The sequence below is a fragment of the Marinobacter alexandrii genome (genome assembly GCF_005871205.1).
GTDB classification, from domain to species: domain Bacteria; phylum Pseudomonadota; class Gammaproteobacteria; order Pseudomonadales; family Oleiphilaceae; genus Marinobacter; species Marinobacter alexandrii.
Genome location: NZ_SWKM01000016.1, coordinates 105,591 through 128,014, shown reverse-complemented (window position 1 = coordinate 128,014; position 22,424 = coordinate 105,591). Strand labels below are relative to the sequence as shown.

General features: G+C 58.4%; 19 protein-coding genes. 3 read left to right on the top strand and 16 right to left on the bottom strand.

The features are described from left to right. Positions 1-35 precede the first annotated feature (35 nt). A complete protein-coding gene (locus FCS96_RS19050) occupies positions 36-710 on the bottom strand; it encodes a DUF2057 family protein (protein ID WP_138441935.1) in 675 nt (224 codons plus the stop codon). Positions 711-976: 266 nt separating this feature from the next. On the opposite strand from FCS96_RS19050, the gene FCS96_RS19045 reads away from it, so the two are divergent. Next, complete coding sequence (locus FCS96_RS19045) at positions 977-1,180, top strand: DUF6316 family protein (protein WP_041341637.1); 204 nt, start codon at positions 977-979, stop codon at positions 1,178-1,180. 26 nt (positions 1,181-1,206) lie between these two features. On the opposite strand, the gene FCS96_RS19040 is transcribed toward FCS96_RS19045, so the two are convergent. From FCS96_RS19040 to glyA, 8 genes are all read right to left on the bottom strand, one after another. After that, positions 1,207-1,731, bottom strand: a complete 525-nt coding sequence (locus FCS96_RS19040) for a phosphatidylglycerophosphatase A family protein (protein WP_138441934.1) — start codon at positions 1,729-1,731, stop codon at positions 1,207-1,209. After that, positions 1,728-2,684: a thiamine-phosphate kinase gene (gene thiL / locus FCS96_RS19035; protein ID WP_138441933.1), complete on the bottom strand. Its 957-nt coding sequence runs from the start codon at positions 2,682-2,684 to the stop codon at positions 1,728-1,730. The genes FCS96_RS19040 and thiL overlap by 4 nt, the downstream gene beginning before the upstream one ends. Before the next feature lie 3 nt (positions 2,685-2,687). Further along, positions 2,688-3,164: a transcription antitermination factor NusB gene (gene nusB, locus FCS96_RS19030; RefSeq protein ID WP_138441932.1), complete on the bottom strand. Its 477-nt coding sequence runs from the start codon at positions 3,162-3,164 to the stop codon at positions 2,688-2,690. Next, entirely contained in the window at positions 3,164-3,640 is a 477-nt protein-coding gene (gene ribH, locus FCS96_RS19025; protein WP_138441931.1) for a 6,7-dimethyl-8-ribityllumazine synthase, read from the bottom strand. Before ribH ends, nusB begins: the two co-directional genes overlap by 1 nt. A 47-nt stretch (positions 3,641-3,687) precedes the next feature. Then, positions 3,688-4,803 carry a bifunctional 3,4-dihydroxy-2-butanone-4-phosphate synthase/GTP cyclohydrolase II gene (gene ribBA, locus FCS96_RS19020; protein WP_138441930.1) on the bottom strand — a complete coding sequence of 372 codons (1,116 nt, stop codon included), beginning with the start codon at positions 4,801-4,803 and terminating at the stop codon, positions 3,688-3,690. Positions 4,804-4,867: 64 nt separating this feature from the next. Further along, the gene (gene ribD / locus FCS96_RS19015; RefSeq protein ID WP_138441929.1) at positions 4,868-5,983 is read right to left on the bottom strand and encodes a bifunctional diaminohydroxyphosphoribosylaminopyrimidine deaminase/5-amino-6-(5-phosphoribosylamino)uracil reductase RibD; all 1,116 of its coding nucleotides are present in this window, start codon (positions 5,981-5,983) and stop codon (positions 4,868-4,870) included. Further along, positions 5,980-6,498 (bottom strand): transcriptional regulator NrdR, encoded by a 519-nt coding sequence (gene nrdR, locus FCS96_RS19010; RefSeq protein ID WP_138441928.1) that lies wholly within the window; start codon positions 6,496-6,498, stop codon positions 5,980-5,982. Before nrdR ends, ribD begins: the two co-directional genes overlap by 4 nt. 75 nt (positions 6,499-6,573) lie before the next feature. Continuing rightward, on the bottom strand, positions 6,574-7,827 hold the full coding sequence (glyA, locus tag FCS96_RS19005) for a serine hydroxymethyltransferase (RefSeq protein WP_138441927.1): 1,254 nt from the start codon (positions 7,825-7,827) through the stop codon (positions 6,574-6,576). A gap of 264 nt (positions 7,828-8,091) precedes the next feature. Here glyA and ettA point away from each other — a divergent pair, with 264 nt between their 5' ends. Together ettA and radA are read left to right on the top strand one after the other, a co-directional pair. After that, positions 8,092-9,753, top strand: a complete 1,662-nt coding sequence (ettA, locus tag FCS96_RS19000; protein WP_138441926.1) for an energy-dependent translational throttle protein EttA — start codon at positions 8,092-8,094, stop codon at positions 9,751-9,753. Next, positions 9,753-11,129, top strand: coding sequence for a DNA repair protein RadA (radA, locus tag FCS96_RS18995; RefSeq protein ID WP_138441925.1), 1,377 nt, complete (start codon positions 9,753-9,755; stop codon positions 11,127-11,129). The genes ettA and radA overlap by 1 nt, the downstream gene beginning before the upstream one ends. Positions 11,130-11,301: 172 nt before the next feature. On the opposite strand, the gene FCS96_RS18990 is transcribed toward radA, so the two are convergent. From FCS96_RS18990 to aroK, 7 genes are all read right to left on the bottom strand, one after another. Next, positions 11,302-11,670 (bottom strand): PilZ domain-containing protein, encoded by a 369-nt coding sequence (locus FCS96_RS18990; RefSeq protein WP_138441924.1) that lies wholly within the window; start codon positions 11,668-11,670, stop codon positions 11,302-11,304. Between the two features lie 253 nt (positions 11,671-11,923). Next, positions 11,924-12,988 carry a uroporphyrinogen decarboxylase gene (hemE, locus tag FCS96_RS18985; RefSeq protein WP_138441923.1) on the bottom strand — a complete coding sequence of 355 codons (1,065 nt, stop codon included), beginning with the start codon at positions 12,986-12,988 and terminating at the stop codon, positions 11,924-11,926. A gap of 129 nt (positions 12,989-13,117) precedes the next feature. After that, on the bottom strand, positions 13,118-14,536 hold the full coding sequence (locus tag FCS96_RS18980) for an FAD-dependent oxidoreductase (protein WP_138441975.1): 1,419 nt from the start codon (positions 14,534-14,536) through the stop codon (positions 13,118-13,120). A gap of 77 nt (positions 14,537-14,613) precedes the next feature. After that, positions 14,614-19,062 (bottom strand): glutamate synthase large subunit, encoded by a 4,449-nt coding sequence (gene gltB, locus FCS96_RS18975; RefSeq protein ID WP_138441922.1) that lies wholly within the window; start codon positions 19,060-19,062, stop codon positions 14,614-14,616. Between the two features lie 212 nt (positions 19,063-19,274). After that, positions 19,275-20,705 carry an SPOR domain-containing protein gene (locus tag FCS96_RS18970; RefSeq protein WP_171040864.1) on the bottom strand — a complete coding sequence of 477 codons (1,431 nt, stop codon included), beginning with the start codon at positions 20,703-20,705 and terminating at the stop codon, positions 19,275-19,277. Positions 20,706-20,748: 43 nt separating this feature from the next. Continuing rightward, positions 20,749-21,843 carry a 3-dehydroquinate synthase gene (aroB, locus tag FCS96_RS18965; protein ID WP_138441921.1) on the bottom strand — a complete coding sequence of 365 codons (1,095 nt, stop codon included), beginning with the start codon at positions 21,841-21,843 and terminating at the stop codon, positions 20,749-20,751. Next, on the bottom strand, positions 21,836-22,402 hold the full coding sequence (gene aroK / locus FCS96_RS18960; RefSeq protein ID WP_138441920.1) for a shikimate kinase AroK: 567 nt from the start codon (positions 22,400-22,402) through the stop codon (positions 21,836-21,838). Before aroK ends, aroB begins: the two co-directional genes overlap by 8 nt. Positions 22,403-22,424: the final 22 nt, after the last annotated feature.

Below are 22,424 nucleotides of genomic sequence, written 5' to 3'. Positions count from 1 at the left end.
TGCGCAAGGGCAGGCCGGCGGTTAGCTATTGGCCGTTATTCGAAGGCCCAGCGTAGGAAGGCTTTTTTCTCATCTTCGGTGGCCGTTGCCCAAACCGCCTTCAGCCTGTCCAGCGCACTGTCATCAGCAGAATCTACCGCGCGGCTTGCAGGGATAGGCGTGCGATCAGGGGCCTGTTGAGGCGCCCAGGACTTTGAATCGGCTACTGCCTGACCGTCTTCCGTAACAACTGTGGCCATGAACGTCTCCGCCATTTGCTCGGCCTCGGCACGGGATTTCGGCTCAGGGAAGCGGAAGCGATAAACTTCGTCCTGCTCCGCATTAAAACGAACAACTTGAGGTTCACTCAAGTACACGTGCACCTTTGATTCGCCATTTTCAACCACACCGGACTTGGCCCAGATGGTCTTGTGGGTGAACACCACTTCGTTCTCACCGGGCAGCAAGGCATAGTCCAGCGCCAGGTCGTCCATCAGGAAGTTGCTCATATTGCGGCCGTTAACCTGGGTGACTTTAATGTCGCCAGGCGCTTTCAGGGTAGCCGCCTGGCTTGCCGCTTCCGGTTCGCCGTCCCAGGTCTCAACCCGCGTCATCGAGGATGCGCAGCCAGCCAGCGCAATGACCAAAACACTCGCAAACAGTGAACGCGAAACCCGCTTGATTGAACGACCAAACGCCGGCTTAGACAACGAAGCTTGCTTGATACCCATGAAATCTCCTTGATGTGAGGGGAAAAGGCCCTGAGGTTAGCACCCGTTTGATTGCATTCTGACGAGTGCGCCCAGTCAGGGCAAGCCAACCCGCCCAATCAGCTATGCCGGAACCGTTGGAGATTTTGCCGATCTTAATAGCGATAGATACAGCGGGATCATAAAAAAGTGTTGAATTCCGGCAGAATTGGATTAATTTTATACAGATTGGCCAAAAAAACGTTGCGGCTGATGTAAATCAGCCGTCAGCGGGCACAGGAGACGTTATGGATACCCAAATCAGATCGGGTGAAGCTGGGCCCGTTCCCTTCAGAAGTAGCCGGTTCTTCTGCGTTGGCAGCAAGTGGTATTTCACCACGAGGGAAGGCTTTGACAGCGGACCTTTCGCCTCCAGGGAGCGCGCCGAAACCGGGCTGCGCCGGTTCCTGCACGTCGTGAGACTGCTGCCAGAGGAACAGCAGCTGCATTGACTTGCCTGATCAGGGCAAATGCCGACTCAGACAATGAAGGGCAGCAACCATCGATCAATGGCGAGCATGGAAAGCATCGCCATCAAGCCTGCCACCACGTCATCCACCATGATCCCCAGCCCTCCCGGCAGACGATCGTCCAGCCAGTTAATCGGCCATGGCTTCAAGACATCAAACAGCCTGAACAAGGTAAATGCCAGCAAGACACCGACTATCTGCTCCGGGAACAGGCCCAGGGCAATCCACATGCCCACGAACTCGTCCCAGACGATGCCACCATGATCATGAACTTTCAGGTCCCGGGCGGTCTGGCCACACAGCCAGATACCAACCAGGAACGCCACCAGAACAATACCCCAGTAAACCGGCCCCGGCAGCCATGCGAAGGTGTACCACAAGGGGATGGCGGCCAGACTGCCCCAGGTTCCGGGCGCCCGTGCCGCCGCCCCACTGCCAAACCCAAACGCCAGGAGATGCACCGGATTCTTCAAAAACCCCGGCGGCAACAACGCCTGCGGCAAATCCGGCTCGGGAAAATCGTCCTGACTCATGCCTTGCTCCTGAAATGGTCGAAACCAGTGGCCGGCCTGTCGGTGTGGCCGGGGCTATCCTTGATGTGCAACCCGGCGGCCTGATTCACGGTGCCGATAACAGTCATCTGGCTGCGGATTGCGTCCGAAGCGCCCTGCCAGAGCGCCTCGGGTACGGTAACGCAGAGCTCGTAATCGTCTCCGGCGTGTAAAGCGTAGTCCACCGCGCGCGCGCCCTTAAGCCTGGACAACGCAGGCGACAGCGGGATCAAGGCCTGATCGATGGTGGCACCGGCCCCAGAGGCCTCCAGAATGTGCCTCAGATCGGCAATCAATCCATCGGATATATCAATGGCTGCTGTTGCTAGCCCGGATAACGACTCACCGAGCTCAAGGCGCGGGCGCGGATGATGGTAACGCTCAAGCACCTGAGCCATGTCGTCGGTGGGCTGCGCCTCCTCAAGGTAGTCCAGAGCCGCGCCCGCGTCGCCCAATGTGCCAGACACGCAAATCAAATCCCCTGCCCGGGCTCCGGAACGTCTCAAGCCACGACCTTCTGCCACCGTGCCATGAACCTGAACACTCAATGACAATGGCCCGCGGGTGGTATCGCCACCGGCCAGCGCCAATCGGAAAATGTGGCTGGCATCGGCGAGTCCACGAGCAAAGCCTGTAAGCCAGTCATCGTCGGCCGCCGGCAGCGTCAGGGCCAGGGTAAAGCAGGCCGGCGCAGCGCCCATGGCGGCCAAGTCACTGGCAGCCGCCGCGAGGGCACGCCAGGCAAGGTATTCGGCAGGATAGGATACGGGGAAGTGGATGCCCTCCACCATGGTATCGATGGAGAACACCAGATCATGGCCGGCGGGAATGCGCTGAATCGCACAGTCATCTCCGGGCCCCAGTACCAGTGCACCGTTGGAAACGGAACCGGCCAAGGGCAGGAAATGCTTTTGGATCAGCTCAAACTCGCCCATGCCCTAGCGGGAACGTGTCTCTGCCAGCCGCAAACGACGGCTGAGCTTGTCCAGAACACTGTTGACGAACTTGTGACCCTCAGTCCCGCCAAAGCGCTTTGCCATTTCAATGCCTTCGTTGATTACCACCTTGTACGGCACATCCAGGCGATGCTTTAACTCATAGGCACCGAGGCGAACGATGGCAAGTTCAATGGCATCCACTTCCTGCAGCGGGCGATCCAGGTACGGCTCCAGTAACTGGTCGAGATCGACCTGCTCCCGGTGCACGCCCCGCAACAGGTCGCGAAAATACAGCAGATCCACCTTGGCCATGTCGTTATCAACCATGAACTCGGCCTCAATGTCCGAAATCGAGCTCTTGCTGAAGTGGCGCTGGTACAGTCCCTGCAGAGCCAGGGCCCGGGCGCGGCGGCGATCGCCGGCTTTGGGCTGGCCGCTCGGGGCTGGCTGTGGGGTGTTATCGTCAATTGCGCTCATTACTCACCCAGCTTCTTGAACAGGCTGACCATTTCCAGCGCGGTAATGGCCGCTTCCGCGCCCTTGTTACCGGCCTTGGTGCCTGAACGTTCGATAGCCTGTTCGATAGAATCCACTGTCAACACGCCAAAGGTGACCGGTACGTCGGTTTCCAGGCTGACCGCGCCCAGACCACTGGAGGCTTCACCGGCGACATACTCGAAATGAGGCGTGCCACCACGAATCACCGCGCCCAGAGCAATGATTGCGTCGTAGTTGGCGGTCTCGGCAACGCGTTTTACCGCCAGCGGCATCTCGTAAGCACCGGGAACACGGATAATGGTAATGTCATCGTCAGAAATGCCGTGGCGACGCAGGGTATCCACCGCTCCGTCCACCAGGCTTTCAACGACGAAGCCGTTAAAACGGCCAACGACCAGCGCGTACCGTCCGCTGCACTGGGTAAAATCACCTTCAATTACTTTGATATCTGCCATGCATGGCTCCTTCACGGGTCACGACGCGTTGGTCATGACCGGGTTAATCAATTAGGGGTATAGGGAACGTATTCAACCACTTCCAGATCGAATCCGGAGATGGCGGAGAACTTGATAGGCGGACTTAACAGGCGCATTTTACCAACGCCGATGTCCCGCAGAATCTGGGAGCCGGTACCGACGGTGAAATAAACACCGGAGCTGCCCTTTCCAGCGGAGCCTTTCCCTTCATCAAAGAACTCGTGGATACGGTCTTCCAGGTTGTAGCTGTCCTCAGCACTGTTCAGCAACACGACGACGCCCCGGCCCTCGGCTGCCACTTTCTCCAGGGCGTGGTGCAGTGGCCAGCTGCGTGAATCCTTGCGGCGCGCACCAAGCAGGTCGCGCAGGGTGTCGGTAATGTGCACACGCACATGAACCGGCTCTTCAGCACGGATATCACCCATGACCATGGCCAGGTGGGTAGCACCCTGAATGTTGTCCCGATAGGTACGCAGGTTGAACTTGCCGTACTCGGTGTCCAGCGTGTTCTCTTCCACGCACTCAATGGTGCGCTCGTTCATGGTGCGGTAGTGGATCAGGTCGGCAATGGTGCCAATCTTCAGATCGTGCTCCTCGGCAAACCGCTCAAGATCTTCCCGACGGGCCATGGAGCCATCATCGTTCATGATCTCGCAGATAACACCAGCGGGCTCCGATCCGGCCAATGCAGCCAGGTCGCAGGACGCCTCGGTGTGCCCGGCTCGGCTGAGTACGCCACCGGGATCGGCCATCAGCGGGAAGATATGGCCCGGCTGGACCAGATCCGACGCCTTGGCATCCCGGGCCACTGCGGCCTGAACCGTGCGGGCGCGATCGGCAGCGGAAATACCGGTGGTCACACCCTCTTTCGCTTCAATCGACAGCGTGAACTTGGTGCCAAAACCAGAGGCATTCTGATGCACCATTAGCGGCAGGCCCAGCTGTTCACAACGATCGCGGGTCATGGGCATGCAGATCAGGCCACGACCGAAACGGGCCATGAAATTGATGGCTTCGGCGGAACAGTGTTCAGCCGCCATCACCAGATCGCCTTCGTTTTCGCGATCCTCATCATCCATCAGGATGACCATCTTGCCCTGACGGATATCTTCGATGATTTCTTCAATGCTGTTCAGTGCCATACAGTTTTGCACCCTTGCGGTTTGCCGGCAGCCTCGGGTTGCCGGGACACCGTGAATTTAATGATTACCGGCGCGCCAGGATCAGTCGCTGATCCTCACCCACCTGACGTCGATCAAGCACTATCCACTGCACTTTGTCTGCCATGGACTCCAGTGGCAGATGCGCAGTCGGACGCCCGGTGCTGCCCAGAAACACCGGCGCCTGGTAGAGCCAGAGTTCGTCGACCAGGCCTTCGCTGATGAAGGTGCCCGCGAGTGTTGGCCCGGCTTCCACCAGCAGTTCGTTGATGCCCAGCTCACCCAGGGAATCCAGCAACTCCGCCACGTCGATGCCGTTATCTTTCCAGGCAACCCCGTTGATGCTTATCCCCAGGGCCGCCAAATCCTGCGCCGGCGCGGTCGCCAGGGTCGACGAAGCACAGAACACCTGCACGTTGCCGCCCTTGAGGATGGTTGCCGAGGCCGGGGTACGGGCGTCCCGATCCGCAATAACTCGCAGCGGCTGCCGGGATGGCTCCGTGGCGTCGCCGATATCCCCCAGCTCTTCCCGGCGGACGGTGAGCGATGGATCGTCTGCCAATACTGTGCCGACACCGGTAACGATGGCGTCACTGATAGCTCGCAAACGCTGAACATCCTGACGCGCCTCGACGCCTGTAATCCATTGACTCTCCCCTGACGCCATCGCGGTTCGACCATCCAGGCTGGCCGCCATCTTCAAGCGAACCCAGGGTCGCCCGGTGTTCATGCGCTTCATGAAGCCCGGGTTCAGGCGTGCCGCCTCTTCCGCCAGTACACCTTCGGTGACCTGAATGCCCGCCTCGCGCAGCAATTCCAGGCCGCGCCCGGATACCGACGGATTGGGATCTTTGGTTGCCGCAAACACGTGTGCCACACCAGCATCAATCAGTGCCCGAGCACACGGCGGTGTGCGGCCGAAGTGACTGCACGGTTCAAGCGTGACATAGGCCGTTGCCCCACGGGCCGACGGACCGGCCTGACTCAGTGCCCGGATCTCCGCGTGCGCCTCACCGGCGCGTTCGTGCCAGCCTTCGCCCAGAATCTGATCGCCCTTTGCAATGACACATCCCACCCTCGGATTCGGATGGGTTGAGTAGCGGCCACGCCAGGCAAGCTGGACCGCGCGCGCCATCATGGCCCGGTCACGGACGTCGATCATACGTTTCCTTTCGAGGATTGGTTGTCGGCCAGTGCCTTCGCTACGTCTACCGCACTCTCGCCATTGGTCGCCGACAACCGCTCAATCTCTTCCTTGAACTCATTGATGTCCTGGAAGCTGCGATAAACCGAGGCAAACCGGACGTAGGCGACCTTGTCCAACTGCCGGAGCTCGGTCATCACTTCCTCACCCAACTGCATCGACTTGACTTCTCGCTCACCGGTAGCCCGAAGCCGGTACTTGATGCGGTTCAACGCCGCATCAATCTGCTCGATACTCACCGGCCGTTTTTCCAGTGCCTTCATGATGCCGGACCGCAGCTTTTCCTCATCGAACGGCTGACGAATCCCGTCCTGCTTGACCACGCGGGGCATGACCAGTTCGGCACTCTCGAAGGTGGTAAAGCGTTCGTGACAGGACAAGCACTCCCTGCGGCGACGCACCTGATCGCCCTCGGCCACCAGGCGCGAGTCGATCACCTTGGTATCTGCTTCACCACAAAAGGGACAATGCATAATCAAAGACTCCGGAAAGGAGCCGGCTCCGGTCGCGTTCATACGCGGACGGAGCCGGCGGGTCTTGCCTGTAGTTTAGCCGTAGACCGGGAAACGGGCACACAGAGCAGCAACCTGCTCGCGTACGCGGTCGTTTACGGCGTCGTCTTCGAGGTTATCGAGGATGTCACAAATCCAGCCAGCCAGATCCCGAGACTCGGACTCACCGAATCCACGAGTGGTAATGGCCGGTGTGCCGATACGCAGACCGGAAGTGACGAACGGTGAACGCGGGTCGTTGGGAACCGCGTTCTTGTTGACGGTGATGTGAGCACGGCCCAGGGCGGCGTCCGCGTCTTTACCGGTGATGTCCTGCTTGATCAGGCTGACCAGGAACAGGTGGTTCTTGGTGCCACCGGAAACCACATCGTATCCGCGCTCAATAAACACCTGGGCCATGGCGCTGGCATTCTTGACTACTTGCTTCTGGTAGCTCTTGAACTCGTCGCTCATGGCTTCTTTGAAGCAGATCGCCTTGGCGGCGATCACGTGCATCAGAGGGCCACCCTGGCCACCCGGGAATACAGCGGAATTCAGCTTCTTCTGCAGGTCAGCATCGTCGCAGGCCAGGATCAGGCCGCCACGAGGACCGCGCAAGGTCTTGTGGGTGGTGGTGGCAACGACATGGGCGTGCGGCACCGGGTCCGGGTATACGCCTGCAGCGACCAGGCCAGCCACGTGCGCCATGTCGACGAACAGGTAAGCACCCACTTTATCGGCGATGGCACGGAAACGGGCAAAATCCAGCTCCTGGGAGTAAGCGGAGAAGCCGGCAATGATCATCTTCGGCTTGTGCTCTACCGCCAGCGCTTCCACTTCGTCGTAATCGATCAGGCCGGTTTCCGGGTTGAGGCCATACTGGACAGCATTGTAGATCTTACCGGAAAAGTTGACGCTGGCGCCGTGGGTCAGGTGACCACCATGGGCCAGGCTCATGCCCAGAACGGTATCGCCCGGCTTCAGCAACGCCATGAACACCGCAGAGTTAGCCTGGGAACCGGAGTGCGGCTGGACGTTGGCATAAGCGGCGCCGAACAGCTCTTTAGCGCGTTCAATGGCCAGATTTTCGGCGATGTCGACGAACTCACAGCCGCCGTAGTAACGCTTGCCCGGGTAACCTTCGGCGTACTTGTTAGTCAGCAGACTGCCTTGTGCCTCCATTACTCGGGGGCTGGTGTAGTTTTCGGATGCAATCAGCTCAATGTGAGCTTCCTGACGCTTCTCTTCCGCCTGCATGGCGTTCCAGAGTTCGTCATCAAAGCCGGCTATTTTCATTTCACGATTAAACATGGATGCGCTGCCCCTGTGTGCTTGACTGGCCCGGAGAGCTTTGGAAATCTCCGCAGGCTCCCTGAAAAATTGGGCAGCTATTCTATCTTACAAATGGGTAAAAAATCATCTTTTATGGGCCTCACAGGCCCTCCGCAGAAACCGGCACGCCGCAATCTGCGATTTTCCCTCAATTGCTATCGTTTTCCGGTTTCGCTACCTTACGTGGCTTATCTGCGAGTTCCTTTTATTTACCTCCGATTACTACAGAGGACCTACCCTGTTATGGCCCAATACGTATACTCAATGAACCGCGTGGGCAAAGTGGTCCCGCCCAAGCGTGAAATCCTCAAAGACATTTCCCTGAGCTTCTTCCCTGGCGCCAAGATCGGCGTGCTCGGTTTGAACGGCGCCGGTAAGTCCACCCTCCTGCGGATTATGGCGGGCGTAGACCAGGATTACATCGGCGAAGCCCGACCACAGCCTGGCATCCAGGTTGGCTACCTGCCCCAGGAACCTGAGCTGGATGACGAGAAAACCGTCAAGGAAATCGTCGACGAATCGGTTTCCGGGGTCCACGACGCTCTGGCCGAACTCGATACGGTTTACGCCGCCTACGCTGAGCCGGATGCCGATTTCGATGCCCTGGCCAAGAAGCAGGGTGAGCTGGAAGCCTACATCCAGGCCACCGATGGCCATGACATTGAACGCAAAATGGAAGTGGCAGCTGACGCCCTGCGCCTGCCGGCCTGGGATCAGAAAGTGAAATTGCTTTCTGGTGGTGAACGTCGCCGTGTCGCGCTTTGCCGCCTGCTGCTGTCCGGCCCGGACATGCTGCTTCTGGATGAGCCCACCAACCACCTGGACGCCGAGTCGGTAGCCTGGCTTGAACGTTTCCTGCATGACTACGAAGGCACCGTGGTTGCCATTACCCACGACCGTTACTTTCTGGACAACGTTGCTGGCTGGATCCTGGAACTGGACCGCGGCCAGGGTATTCCGTTCGAAGGCAACTACAGCCAGTGGCTGGAAAACAAGGAAAAGCGCCTGGAGATGGAGTCCAAGCAGGAAGCCTCGCACCAGAAAGCGGTCAAACAGGAACTGGAATGGGTTCGCAGCAATGCCAAGGGCCGCCAGTCCAAGAGCAAGGCACGTCTGGCCCGCTTCGAGGAGATGAGCTCACAGGAATTCCAGAAGCGCAACGAAACCAACGAGTTATACATCCCGCCCGGACCACGCCTGGGCAACAAGGTGATCGAAGTAGACGGCATCAGCAAGTCCTTCGATGATCGCCTGCTTTACGAAGACGTGTCCTTCAGCGTGCCGCCGGGCGCCATTGTTGGCATCATCGGTGGTAACGGTGCCGGTAAATCCACCCTGTTCAAGATGATCGGTGGCTACGACAAGCCCGATGCCGGTGACATCGTGGTGGGTGAAACCGTGGAACTGGCGTACGTCGACCAGATGCGCGACCTGGACGGCAGCAAGACTGTGTGGGAAGAGCTCTCCGATGGTAACGACATCATCAAGGTGGGCAACTACGAAACACCGTCCCGCGCTTACGTTGGCCGCTTCAACTTCAAGGGCAGCGACCAGCAGAAGCGCGTTGCCGACTTGTCCGGTGGTGAGCGTAACCGACTGCACCTGGCCAAGCTGCTGAAACAGGGCGGCAACGTCCTGATGCTGGACGAACCGACCAACGACCTGGACGTGGAAACCCTGCGTGCGCTGGAAGAGGCGCTGCTGAACTTCCCGGGTGCCGCACTGGTGATCTCGCACGACCGCTGGTTCCTTGACCGCGTCGCCACCCACATCCTGGCGTTCGAGGACGATGGCGAAGTGGTGTACTTCGAGGGTAACTTCAGCGAATACGATGAGGACCACAAGAAGCGTAAGGGCGACTCGGCCATGGTGCCCCAGCGTATGAAATACAAGAAGCTGGCCTGATGGCAAAGACGAAGACCGCTTACGTCTGCACCGAGTGCGGTTCAGACTATTCCAAATGGCAGGGCCAGTGCACGGCCTGCCAGGCCTGGAACACCGTCAGCGAGGTTCGCGGCGTTAGCGCCAATAACAGCGGCGCGCGCGGTGCCCGCTTCGACGGGTTTGCCGGCAGCCTGTCGGAAGTCCAGAGTCTGGACGACGTTAGCCTGGCCGAGCAACCCCGGATCAGCACCGGCATGATGGAGTTCGACCGCGTGCTCGGCGGCGGGCTGGTCGAAGGTTCGGCGGTGCTGATGGGCGGCCACCCTGGCGCCGGTAAAAGCACCCTGCTTTTGCAGGCAGTCTGCCATCTCGCGGCCAGCGTTTCAGCGCTGTATGTGACCGGTGAGGAATCCCTGCAACAGGTTGCGATGCGTGCCAAACGCCTGGGGTTGCCCACCAAAGACCTGAAGATGCTCTCTGAGACCAGCGTCGAGCGGCTCATGCAGGTCGCCGAATCCGAGAAACCCAGGATTTTGGTGGTCGACAGTATCCAGGTAATGCACATGGCGGACATTGAGTCCGCCCCTGGCTCGGTGTCTCAGGTTCGGGAAAGTGCCGCCTACCTGACCCGGTTCGCCAAGCAGACTGGCACCATCCTGTTTCTGGTTGGCCACGTGACCAAGGACGGCAGCCTCGCTGGGCCAAAAGTCCTTGAACATATGATCGACTGCTCCATCCTGCTGGAAGGCTCCAGCGACAGCCGTTACCGCACCCTGCGCGGCATCAAGAACCGTTTTGGTGCGGTCAACGAGCTGGGTGTCTTCGCGATGCTGGAACAGGGACTCAAGGAAGTGAAGAATCCCAGCGCCATATTCCTGAATCGAGGCGAGGAAGCAGCGCCCGGCAGCGTGGTGATGGTGGTCTGGGAAGGCACCCGCCCGATGCTGGTGGAAATCCAGGCTCTGGTCGATATGGCTCAGGGCGGCTACCCGCGCCGGGTTGCAGTCGGCCTGGACCAGAATCGCCTGGCCATGCTCCTGGCGGTTCTGCATCGCCACGGCGGTATGCATGTGTCGGATCAGGATGTCTTCGTGAACGTGGTTGGCGGCGTCAAGGTGGCGGAAACCAGTGCCGACTTGGCACTGTTGGCAGCCATCGTGTCGTCTTTCCGGGATCGCGCGCTGCCCCAGGATCTCGTGATCTTCGGGGAGGTGGGGCTATCTGGTGAAATTCGGCCAGTGCCCAGTGGTCAGGAGCGGATTTACGAAGCGGCCAAGCATGGCTTTACACGGGCATTGGTGCCGAAGGCCAATGCACCTCGAAAGGACATTGAGGGTATGAAGGTTATTCCGGTTACCAAGCTCAGTGATGCATTGTCTGCCCTGGAAGAACTCTAGGGTTTTGAGCTTTTGAGTTAACGGGACGGGTGGCTTTCCTATTTCCAAAAACCGCTACGAGCACATCCATGTGCACTTGTTTCCGGCCTTCCCTGGCCTACAACATTTTTGGAAATAGGAAAGCCACCCGCTCCTGCCCAGCTCGAAAGGGCCCTCAACTTTTCCTTCCGGATTAATCAATCAGATGGGCGAACTCTCGCTCGAGCAATGCCTGATCACCCAGATTGAGCTCAACAAGACGCTTGAGGTGGGCGGCGCTATCTAAATCAATGTACTGGCATTTGAATCCGAGCCGGTGAGCTTCGACGTGCCGCAACTCCACCGCCATCACGATGGCTGCCTCATGATCGTTCAGGTGAATGGTCACCTCGCACGGCTGCCTTAAGGGCACATCCCATCCTTCCGGCCGCTTAACCAGTACGCCTTTCAGGCAGATATCCAAAACTTCAGTCGGCCAGACACTATCAAGACAATGCAGCTCGCACGGGGCATCGAACTCGATGCGGTGAAATCGACGCTTTTCGGGGGCTTGGATGGCCAAGTGGTGACTCCTGTGCTCGGTCTTATCTTATCTGACTATAGACCGGACAAGGAGCCACATCCACTCAGCTCGGCGGGCGTTTGGGGATATACCCCCGAGGTTATGCGAAGGCCATTGTGGGGCCGTTTCCAAAAATGTTGGAGGCCAGGGATGGCCGGAAACAAGCCCACATGGATGTGCTCGAAGCGGTTTTTGGAAACGCCCCCAGTGGCCTTACCGCTTCAGCTGCAGGCTAGGTCAAGAAAACCCGTACTCAGCGATGATATTCAGGGCTCAACTCAACAACCGCCTCAATGAACGCCCGAGCATTCTCGGGATCCACATCCGGGGTGATGCCATGGCCAAGGTTGAAAACGTGGCCGGTGCCGGTGCCAAAGCGGCGCAGAATGTCCGCCACTTCCTCGCGGATACGGGCCGGTGGCGCGTAAAGCATGGCTGGGTCCATGTTACCCTGAAGCGTTACCCGATCACCGATACGGGCGCGGGCGTTGCCAATGTCCGTGGTCCAGTCCAGTCCAACAGCATCAGCCCCGGTATCCGCTATGGACTCGAGCCACTGGCCGCCGTTCTTGGTGAACAGGATCACCGGAATATGACGCCCCTCTCGCTCGCGAATCAGGCCGTCGACGATTTTCCTCATATAGCGCAGCGAGAATTCCTCGTACGCCCAGCTGCTGAGCACGCCGCCCCAGGTATCAAAGATTTGTACCACCTGCGCACCGGCGCGAATTTGGCCGTTCAGGTAATCGATAACCGAGTTGGCCAAATGATCCAGCAGGCGGTGCATAACCTCGGGCTGACCGTACATCAGCTTTTTGGCTTCACGGAAATCTTTCGAGGAGCTGCCCTCGATCATGTAGGTGGCCAGAGTCCACGGGCTGCCTGAGAAACCGATCAACGGCACACTGCCATTGAGCGCGCCTCGAATCGTCGACACGGCACTCATGACGTAATCCAGATCCACTTCCGCCTTCAGCGTGGGCAGCGCGGCAACATCAGCCTCGGAGCGTATGGTGTGCTTGAATTTCGGCCCTTCACCGGTCTCGAAGTAGAGCCCCAGACCCAGTGCATCGGGAATGGTGAGGATGTCTGAGAATAGAATCGCCGCGTCGAGCGGGAAACGCTCCAGCGGTTGCAGGGTTACTTCACAGGCAAGCGGCGTATTCTTGCACAGACTGAGAAAGTCGCCAGCCTTGGCACGGGTGGCCCGATACTCCGGCAGGTAACGCCCGGCCTGGCGCATCATCCATACGGGGGTGCGGTCAACTGGCTGGCGCATGAGGGCGCGCAGGAAGCGATCATTTTTCAGCTCGGTCATAGATTATCCAGCATTCTCAGTCTGTAAATGGTCGTATCGAATGGGGAGCAATGATACCCAGTTCGCCACAATAAAAAAGGGCGGCATACCCTTAGTACGCCGCCCTTCCGATCGGGATCAAGCCGACACTCAGATATCCAGGTAATCCATGATACCTTCAGCCGCCTGACGGCCTTCCCAAATAGCCGTTACGACCAGATCAGAACCGCGGACCATGTCGCCCCCGGCAAAGATCTTTTCGTTGCTGGTCTGGAAAGCAAAGTCGGACTGCTCGGGCGCCGAAACGCGACCGGAGTCGTCGGTGTCTACCTTCAGCTCATCAAACCAGTCCGCAGGACTTGGTCGGAAACCAAAAGCGACCAGCACCGCATCCGCAGGAATCACTTCCTCACTGCCCGGTACAACTTCGGGACGGCGACGTCCGTTTTCATCGGGCTCGCCCAGTTGGGTAGACACCACCTTCACACCTTCAACCTGATCTTCACCAATGATGGCAATCGGCTGGCGGTTGAACAGGAATTTAACGCCCTCTTCCTTCGCGTTGGCCACCTCACGACGGGAACCCGGCATGTTCTCCTCGTCCCGACGGTAGGCACAGGTTACGCTCTCGGCCTGCTGGCGAATGGAGGTACGGTTACAGTCCATGGCGGTATCACCACCACCGAGAACCACAACACGCTTGCCCTTCATGTCGATGAATTCGGACGCGTCCTTCTCAAAGCCAAGACGGCGATTAACGTTTGAAACCAGAAACGGCAGCGCATCGTAAACACCCGGCAGGTTCTCACCGGGGAAGCCGCCTTTCATGTAGGTGTAGGTGCCCATGCCCATGAACACGGCATCGTACTCATCGATGATGTCCTGCAGCATGACGTCCTTGCCCACTTCGGTGGAAAGGCGGAATTCGACACCCATTTCCTCAAACACCTGGCGGCGACGAGTCATGACTGACTTTTCCAGCTTGAACTCAGGAATCCCGAAGGTCAGCAGACCACCGATTTCCGGATAGATGTCGAACACCACCGGCTTCACGCCATTGCGCACCAGCACGTCGGCACAACCCAAGCCTGCGGGGCCAGCACCAATCACCGCCACTTTCCGGTCGGTCCACTTAACGGCCGACATATCAGGCTTCCAGCCCAGAGCAAACGCAGTATCAGTAATGTACTTCTCAACTGAACCGATGGTTACTGCGCCGTAGCCATCGTTAAGGGTGCAGGCACCCTCACACAGGCGATCTTGCGGGCATACCCGGCCACACACTTCGGGCAGAGAGTTGGTGTGGTGACACAACTCCACCGCGCGCATGATGTTGCCTTCAGACACCAGCTTCAGCCAGTTCGGAATGTAGTTGTGAACCGGGCACTTCCACTCGCAGTACGGGTTGCCGCACTCCAGACAGCGATGCGCCTGGTTGGAGGCATTATCCGCAGTGAACGGGTGGTAAATTTCGCCAAATTCTTTCTTTCGTTTTTTGGCCGGTACCTTCTTCGGGTCAATCCGCCCTACTTCGACAAACTGGAAGTCGTTACTCAGTCTTTCTTTCATCATGGTGCTCTCATCAGCTCAATTTCGACTGGGACCCCGGCGAAGGCGGCCCCATAACCCTGTTCGACCCGGTCGGTTTATTCCGGACGTGCCCGGGTGCTGGCCAACAGGCTGCGTAGGTTTGCAGCCTTGGGTTTAACCAGCCAGAAACGGCCGATGTAATCGTCGAAATTCTCAAGAATGTGCTCAGCCCACGCACTGCCGGTTTCCGAAATGTGCTCCCGGATTACACCGCGCAGGTGGTTGCGGTAGGACTCCATGTCTTCGCTCGAAATCCGCTGAATTTCAACAAGCTCATGGTTGTACTTATCCACAAAGGTATTGTTCTGGTCCAGTACGTAGGCAAAACCACCCGTCATTCCGGCGCCAAAGTTATGACCGGTTGAACCCAGCACGGTGACCAGACCACCCGTCATATATTCACAACAGTGATCACCTGCACCCTCTACCACGGCATGGGCGCCGGAGTTCCGGACCGCGAAACGCTCACCGGCGGTGCCAGCGGCAAACAGCTTGCCTCCGGTCGCGCCGTACAGGCAGGTGTTACCGACGATGGACGTCTCATGGGTCTTGAACGTGCTGCCCCGGGGAGGTTTCACAACCAGCTTGCCGCCGGTCATGCCCTTGCCCACGTAATCGTTGGCATCGCCTTCCAGGATCAGGTTCAGGCCACCGACATTCCAGACGCCAAAGCTCTGGCCGGCAGTACCGGTCAGGTCCAGCGTAATGGGCGCATCGACCATGCCCTGATTGCCGTGCTGACCGGCAATCTCACCGGACAGGCGAGCACCAATGGAACGGTCGCAGTTGGTCACCCGATACGACCAGGCACCACCGGACTTGTTGGCGATGGACGAGGCAATGTCCTCAACCATCCGCTCGGCCAGGGTCCCCTGGTCGAACGGGTGGTTACGCTCGACCTGGCAGGTCTGTGGTTTGTCGGCAGGAATGTGGTCGTTGGACAGCAGACGCGTCAGGTCCAGCTTCTTCTGGCGCTCGGTGTTACCCGGCAGACGCTCCAGCAGATCGACCCGGCCAACCAGCTCTTCCAGACTGCGAACACCCAGCTTGGCCAGCCATTCACGGGTTTCTTCGGCGACAAAGCGGAAGAAGTTCATGGCCATTTCCACGGTGCCCTTGAAGTGCTCCTCGCGCAGATGCTCGTTCTGAGTGGCAACACCGGTCGCGCAGTTATTCAGGTGGCAGATCCGCAGATACTTACAGCCCAGGGCAACCATCGGTGTGGTGCCGAAGCCGAAGCTTTCCGCACCCAGAATGGCGCCTTTCACCACGTCCAGACCGGTCTTGATGCCCCCGTCAGTCTGCAGACGAATTTTGCCGCGCAGGTCGTTGGCACGCAGGGCCTGCTGAGTCTCGGTCAGACCAAGCTCCCATGGCGATCCGGCATAGCGGATAGAAGTCAACGGACTGGCCGCGGTGCCACCGTCGTATCCAGACACGGTGATCAGGTCGGCATAAGCCTTGGCCACACCGGCTGCGATGGTGCCGACACCCGGCTCAGAAACCAGCTTGACCGACACCAGCGCCTGCGGATTGACCTGTTTGAGGTCGAAAATTAGCTGGGCCAGATCCTCGATAGAGTAGATATCGTGGTGCGGGGGCGGTGAAATCAGGGTCACGCCCGGCACCGAGTAACGTAGACGGGCGATCAGGTCATTGACCTTGCCACCGGGCAGCTGTCCGCCCTCGCCGGGCTTGGCACCCTGAGCTACCTTGATCTGCATGACATCGGCACTGCGCAGGTATTCCGCGGTGACGCCAAAGCGACCGGACGCAACCTGCTTGATTTTCGAGCGCTTGTTGGTGCCGTATCGCGCGGGATCCTCACCACCCTCACCAGAGTTGGAGCGACCACCCAGGGTGTTCATGGCAACGGCCAGCGCTTCGTGCGCCTCTGGCGACAAGGCACCCAGTGACATGGCTGCTGAATCGAAGCGCGGGAAGATATTATCAACCGGCTCGACTTCTGACAGATCAATGGGCTGGATATCCTTACGGAAGCCCAGCAGGTCTCGAAGCGTCGACACCGGGCGCTCGTTGACCAGGCCGGCGTATTCTTTGTAGTGACCGTAATCGCCACTGATGACCGCTTCCTGGAGCTTACCTACCACATCCGGATTGAAGGCATGGTATTCCTGGCCGTGCACGTACTTCAGCAAACCGCCCTGGGAAATGGGCTTACGCGGTTTCCAGGCGATTCCCGCCAGCTGTTCCTGATCCTGCTGGAAATCGAAGAAACTTGCGCCCTGAATACGACTGGGCACGCCCTTGAAGCACAGATCAACCACATCATCCGCCAGACCGATGGCCTCGAACAGCTGGGCTCCCCGGTAGGAGGTCATGGTTGAAATCCCCATCTTCGAGAGGATTTTCAGCAGGCCCTTGTTAATGCCCTTCCGGTAGTTGTTCTTGGCCTCGATGGGATCCATCAATAGCTCACCGGTACGAATCAGGTCGTTCAGCACCTGGTAGGCCAGGTACGGGTAGACCGCGGTCGCCCCGAAGCCAAACAGTACGGCAAAGTGGTGCGGATCACGGGCCCAGCCGGTTTCCACCAGGATGTTGGAATCACAGCGCAGACCTTTGGCCACCAAATGATGGTGCACGGCGCCGGTAGCCATCAGGGCGCTGACTGGCAGCTCCCCTTCCTTGAGATCTTTGTCGGTCAGTACCAGAATTACCTTGCCATTGCGCACCGCCTGCTCGGCTTCATCGCACACGTGACGGATCGCCTGCTCCAGACCCTGCTCGGGGCGGTAGCTCATGGAGATCCGGGCAACTTCGAATCCGGGACGATCGTTATTGGTGATCTTGAGGAACTTGGCCGGCGACAGCACCGGCGTGGTCAGGATAATCCGGTCGGCGTGTTCAGCGGATTCCTCGAACACGTTCCGTTCCGCGCCAATACAGGTTTCCAGGGACATTACGATGGACTCGCGCAGCGGGTCGATCGCGGGGTTGGTGACCTGAGCGAACTTCTGGCGGAAGTAATCGGCAACATGCCGAACCTTGCTGGACAGCACCGCCATGGGAGTGTCGTCCCCCATGGAGCCTACGGCTTCTTGACCGTTTTCGGCCAACGGCCGGAGAACCTGGTCACGCTCCTCGAACGACACCATGAACATCTTCTGGTGCACCAGAAGTTCATCCGCGTCCATCAGTTTAAATTCTGGCGTGTCCTGGTTCAGGGTGGTTTCCACCCGCAGGGCCTTCTCACGCAACCAACGCTTGTAAGGCTGGGCGGACTTCAGACGCTGATCAATGTCCTTGGTGTGCAGAACTTCGCCAGACTCGGTATCGATTGCCAGCATCTGCCCCGGACCAACCCGGCCCTTGGCCACAACATCGTCGGGCTGGTAGTCGTAGGTGCCGATCTCAGACGCCAGGGTGATGAAATCATCTTTGGTGATAACCCAACGTGCCGGGCGCAGACCATTCCGGTCCAACATGCAGACCGCGTAACGGCCATCGGACATGACCAGGCCGGCCGGGCCGTCCCAAGGTTCCATGTGCATGGAGTTGTATTCGTAGAAGGCACGGAGCTCTGAATCCATGCTGTCAACGTTCTGCCAGGCGGGCGGAATCATCATCCGTACGGCCCTGAACAGGTCGACACCACCCGCCAGCAACACCTCTAGCATGTTATCCATGCTGGACGAGTCAGAACCGGTCAGGTTGACTAGCGGCTGCAGCGTTTGGAGGTCCGGGAGGTCCGGCGAGCTGAACTTGGCGGCACGGGCGATGGCCCAGTTACGGTTGCCGTCAATGGTGTTGATCTCACCATTGTGAGCGAGGTAACGGAACGGCTGTGCCAGTGGCCAGCGCGGCATCGTGTTTGTGGAAAAACGCTGGTGGAAAACACAGATGGCGGTTTCCAGATCCGGATCGCCCAGATCCTTGTAAAAATTCGCCAGGTCCGCTGGCATCATCAGGCCTTTGTAGGCCAATGTCCGGTGCGAGAGGCTGCAGATGTAAAATTCGGAATCATCGGCCATGTCGCGCTCGGCGTGACGACGACCCACGAACAGGCTGATCGCAAATTCTTTCTCTGCCTTACCACCCGGAACCACAAACACCTGTTCAATGCGCGGCAGGCAATCTAGCGCCATAGGGCCAAGACAGCTGTCATCAACCGGTACCTCACGCCAACCCATGATTTCCAGACCCTGCTCGGTCAGGCGCTTTTCAATGGCGGCCCGGCCGGCAGCGGCCTTGGCCTCGTCCGGGTTCAGGAATACCTGGCCAACGGCAAACAAATCGTCGGGCTCTTTGCCGAAGGCAGCCTTGGCGGCCTTTTTCAGGAAGGTATCCGGGCTCTGGATCAGTAGGCCACAACCATCGCCGGTTTTTCCGTCTGCAGCGATACCACCTCGGTGGGTCATGCAGGTCAGCGACTCGATGGCAGTTTGCAACAACTTGTGGCTGGTCTCGCCTTTCATATGGGCGATCAGACCGAAGCCGCAGTTGTCCCTGAATTCATCGGGATGATACAAACCTGTCATCATAAGCGTTCTCTCGCGTAGAAATGCTTTTCAATCAAAGGGTTAATCAGCGCACAGCCGAACAACCACCCTTCGACACTGAAAATGGGGGCTGATCATTTTACACACGTAGAAATACGTACTCAAATGAGAGCGGAATTATTTTGGGGAACAGGTGCCCGCTTTCCCAGCCGACAACTCAATCAACCACCCAATAGCGCAACGCAAAAACGCTGCTATAACGTGCGGATGGCCCTAATCCAAGGCGACCGGTTCCGCAGTGATTCTGGAAGGTTCTCTACCGCCTCTTTCGCTGCATCTATGGTCGCGTATTCGCCATAGAATACCATAAACCACGACTCACCCTGCCGTTCGCCCCTGGTATAGACAGCATCACCCAACTGCGGGTACTCCCGCAGGACGCTCAGGGCGGTTTGCTCAAGGTTTCCGGCCACCAGCTGTACGGTCCATCCGGATTTTGCCTTCAACTCGCGCAGGGGCACGAACCGCTCGGCATTTTTTGGTGTAAATGCTGGCTCTGGCTCTGGCTCTGGCTCTGGCTCTGGCTCTGGCTCTGGCTCTGGCTCTGGCTCTGGCTCTGGCTCTGGCTCTGGCTCTGGCTCTGGCTCTGGCTCTGGCTCTGGCTCTGGGCGAGTATCAGTAATAACGTCCGGCGATGGAACGTTTTCTTCGGGATCTGGCGATTCCGGCCCGATCGTAATGCTTTTACGCACTGACTCTGGCTTGGCTGCCTGCAATTCGTTGCCGGCCACGGAATCCTCGTACTGGTCAGAAACAAACCACCAGGACACGCCCAACAGCGCGAGCGCGACCGCAGGCCAGGCCAACTTATTAAGCGATGGCAACGACCACTCACCAGCGGTCCGGGGCGCCGCCGATACCATATCCAGCCATACTCCGGGTGTAACCCGCTTCAGCCGACCAAAACTTCCCTGGCTTAGGGCATGAATACGAGACACCTTTGAGGCACTGAGCAGGTCACTGACCTTGCCACCTGCGATCTGAACTCGCGGCTCAAGGTACGCGAAAACCTCGTCCCTGGTCAGTGGACGCAGGTGAATCTGATGAACATTGGCGGACACCGGGTCAAGTCCCAAATGACCGATCAGGTCATCGCTGCCTGTAAAAACCGGTACCGCGGCCGCCCCGCGCTCGGCTGCCAGAAAGCCGGCGAGCAACAACCTCAGCAATTCGGTAGGCGCCCGGTCAGCATCGTCAATGAGTAGAACCATGCGCTGCCCTTTCCTGGCCTTGGCCTCAGACCAGCGGAAGAAGCTGTAGACGGCGTCCCGGGGGCCTTGATTTGAGTGGAAAGACGAAGGCGCCAGCGTCTTGAGAGCACCGGCAAGCGCCTTGACGCCGGTTAAGGCAGCGGCAGGTATCCTATGGAACTCGAGGCGCGCCGACTCGCTGCGCACCAGCTCGGTCAGCAAGCGAGTCTTGCCAGCCCCAGGAGCTCCTGTGAGCAGCAGTGCCATGTCGCCAAAACCACAAAGATGGCGCAACGTTTCCAGGGCGTGGTGACGCATTGCATCAGGGAAAAAAGGCGTTTCCAGCTCCAAGGGGTTGGTCCGGAATCCGTAACGCTCCTGTAGGCGAGGGAAAAGTCCTCCGCCTTCCACAGTATTCAGTCGATCTTCGGTCACACCCGTCCCTGCAGCCTTTATTCAGTTCTGCGTACGCCAACTGTCAGTCACACCGACAGAAGCCGGCAAGTGTCGCGGCCAGGTTCTCCGCCGCAGCGTCTTCCGTAACAATGGCCTTACCTAGATCCGCCAGAAGCACCAGCCGTAATCGACCATCAACGTTCTTTTTATCCACCGCCATCAGATTTCTGAAATCATCCGGCGTCATGCCTTGCGGCGGCAGCTCTGGCAATCCCGCGCGCTTGATCAAAGTTGCGGCACGGTCAAATTGTTCGCGGCTGATCATGCCTTCACGCGCCGACAGGTCGGCTGCCATAATCATACCGGTACCCACGGCCTCGCCGTGCAGCCAATTACCATAGCCTGCGAAAGTCTCAATGGCATGACCAAAGGTGTGGCCAAGATTCAAGATTGCCCGGAGACCACCCTCTCGCTCATCTTTGGCGACAACTTCCGCCTTACAGGCGCAAGATCGCAGAATGGCTTCAGCAATCGCAGGTGAATCAAGCGCTACCAGGCGGTCCACATTCGCCTCAAGCCAGTCAAGAAACTCAATCTCTCTAATCAATCCATACTTGATCACCTCAGCAAGCCCGGCCGCCACTTCCCTCGGCGGCAGCGAGCTGAGGGTGTCGGTGTCGATCAGAACCATCTCGGGCTGATGAAAGGCCCCCACCATGTTTTTGCCGAGAGGGTGATTAATCCCGGTCTTACCACCCACTGAAGAATCAACCTGAGACAGCAGGGTCGTTGGAATCTGGATGAACGGCACGCCACGCTGATAGCAGGCTGCGGCGAAGCCGGTCATATCTCCCACCACGCCACCACCCAGCGCAACCAAGGTGGTCTTCCGGGAATGACGATTTTGCAGCAAGTGGTCGAAAATCAGATTGAGAGTCTGCCAGTCCTTGTATTTTTCGCCGTCGGGCAGAATCACCGTATCGACCGACTTCCCGGGAAAGCAGCTCTTCGCCCGATCCAGGTATAGAGGCGCCACCGCCTCATTAGTCACGATCAAGACCTGAGAGCCTTGCACATATTCAGATAGATCACGACTTCCCAACAGGCCCTGACCAATCAGGATCGGGTAGCTTCGTTCTCCCAGATCCACGGCCAATTCACGGACTGTGTCAGACATGGTTTCGACCCTCCTTGCGTACCTGCCGTTTGTGCCTAGGCGTTCTTGGATTCATTCGGTTCACCAACTGACGGACTACAAGCCTGGGACTTTTGCGGTCCGTGTACATGGTTATATCTGCCAACTGGGTATACAGCGGATCCCTGATCGAAAACAGTTTGCGAAGCACCGCTTCCGGATCGTCGTTCTGGAGCAAAGGCCGGTTTCGATCTTTCCGTGTCCGCTCAACCTGCTGCTCGATTGATGTTTTCAGGTAAACAACCACGGCGTCCTGCTTCAGGAACTGTCGGTTCTCCGGACGCATGATGGCTCCGCCCCCGGTCGCCAATACCGTTTCGGGCAACAGGGACAGCTCTTCCAGCATGGCCGTCTCACGTAGACGGAAACCGTCCTCGCCTTCAACGTCAAAGATCCAGGGAATATTTGCGCCGCAGCGTTCCTCGATGATGCGATCAGAGTCCAGGAAACGATAGCCCAGCTCCTTGGCGAGCATTCGGCCAATCGTACTCTTTCCGGCCCCCATTGGGCCCACCAGGACAACGCGTTTGGGCAAAGACATAACTTCCGCTCGATTGTGTTCA

Coding starts and splice junctions, on each gene's coding strand:
- aroK (WP_138441920.1), bottom strand. CDS start 22,402: ATGTCTTTGCCCAAACGCGTTGTCCTGGTGGGCCCAATGGGGGCCGGA.
- FCS96_RS18980 (WP_138441975.1), bottom strand. CDS start 14,536: ATGAAAGAAAGACTGAGTAACGACTTCCAGTTTGTCGAAGTAGGGCGG.
- glyA (WP_138441927.1), bottom strand. CDS start 7,827: ATGTTTAATCGTGAAATGAAAATAGCCGGCTTTGATGACGAACTCTGG.
- ribH (WP_138441931.1), bottom strand. CDS start 3,640: ATGGCAGATATCAAAGTAATTGAAGGTGATTTTACCCAGTGCAGCGGA.
- FCS96_RS19045 (WP_041341637.1), top strand. CDS start 977: ATGGATACCCAAATCAGATCGGGTGAAGCTGGGCCCGTTCCCTTCAGA.
- FCS96_RS19040 (WP_138441934.1), bottom strand. CDS start 1,731: ATGAGTCAGGACGATTTTCCCGAGCCGGATTTGCCGCAGGCGTTGTTG.
- aroB (WP_138441921.1), bottom strand. CDS start 21,843: ATGTCTGACACAGTCCGTGAATTGGCCGTGGATCTGGGAGAACGAAGC.
- ribBA (WP_138441930.1), bottom strand. CDS start 4,803: ATGGCACTGAACAGCATTGAAGAAATCATCGAAGATATCCGTCAGGGC.
- radA (WP_138441925.1), top strand. CDS start 9,753: ATGGCAAAGACGAAGACCGCTTACGTCTGCACCGAGTGCGGTTCAGAC.
- ribD (WP_138441929.1), bottom strand. CDS start 5,983: ATGATCGACGTCCGTGACCGGGCCATGATGGCGCGCGCGGTCCAGCTT.
- nrdR (WP_138441928.1), bottom strand. CDS start 6,498: ATGCATTGTCCCTTTTGTGGTGAAGCAGATACCAAGGTGATCGACTCG.
- thiL (WP_138441933.1), bottom strand. CDS start 2,684: ATGGGCGAGTTTGAGCTGATCCAAAAGCATTTCCTGCCCTTGGCCGGT.
- hemE (WP_138441923.1), bottom strand. CDS start 12,988: ATGACCGAGCTGAAAAATGATCGCTTCCTGCGCGCCCTCATGCGCCAG.
- FCS96_RS19050 (WP_138441935.1), bottom strand. CDS start 710: ATGGGTATCAAGCAAGCTTCGTTGTCTAAGCCGGCGTTTGGTCGTTCA.
- ettA (WP_138441926.1), top strand. CDS start 8,092: ATGGCCCAATACGTATACTCAATGAACCGCGTGGGCAAAGTGGTCCCG.
- gltB (WP_138441922.1), bottom strand. CDS start 19,062: ATGATGACAGGTTTGTATCATCCCGATGAATTCAGGGACAACTGCGGC.
- nusB (WP_138441932.1), bottom strand. CDS start 3,164: ATGAGCGCAATTGACGATAACACCCCACAGCCAGCCCCGAGCGGCCAG.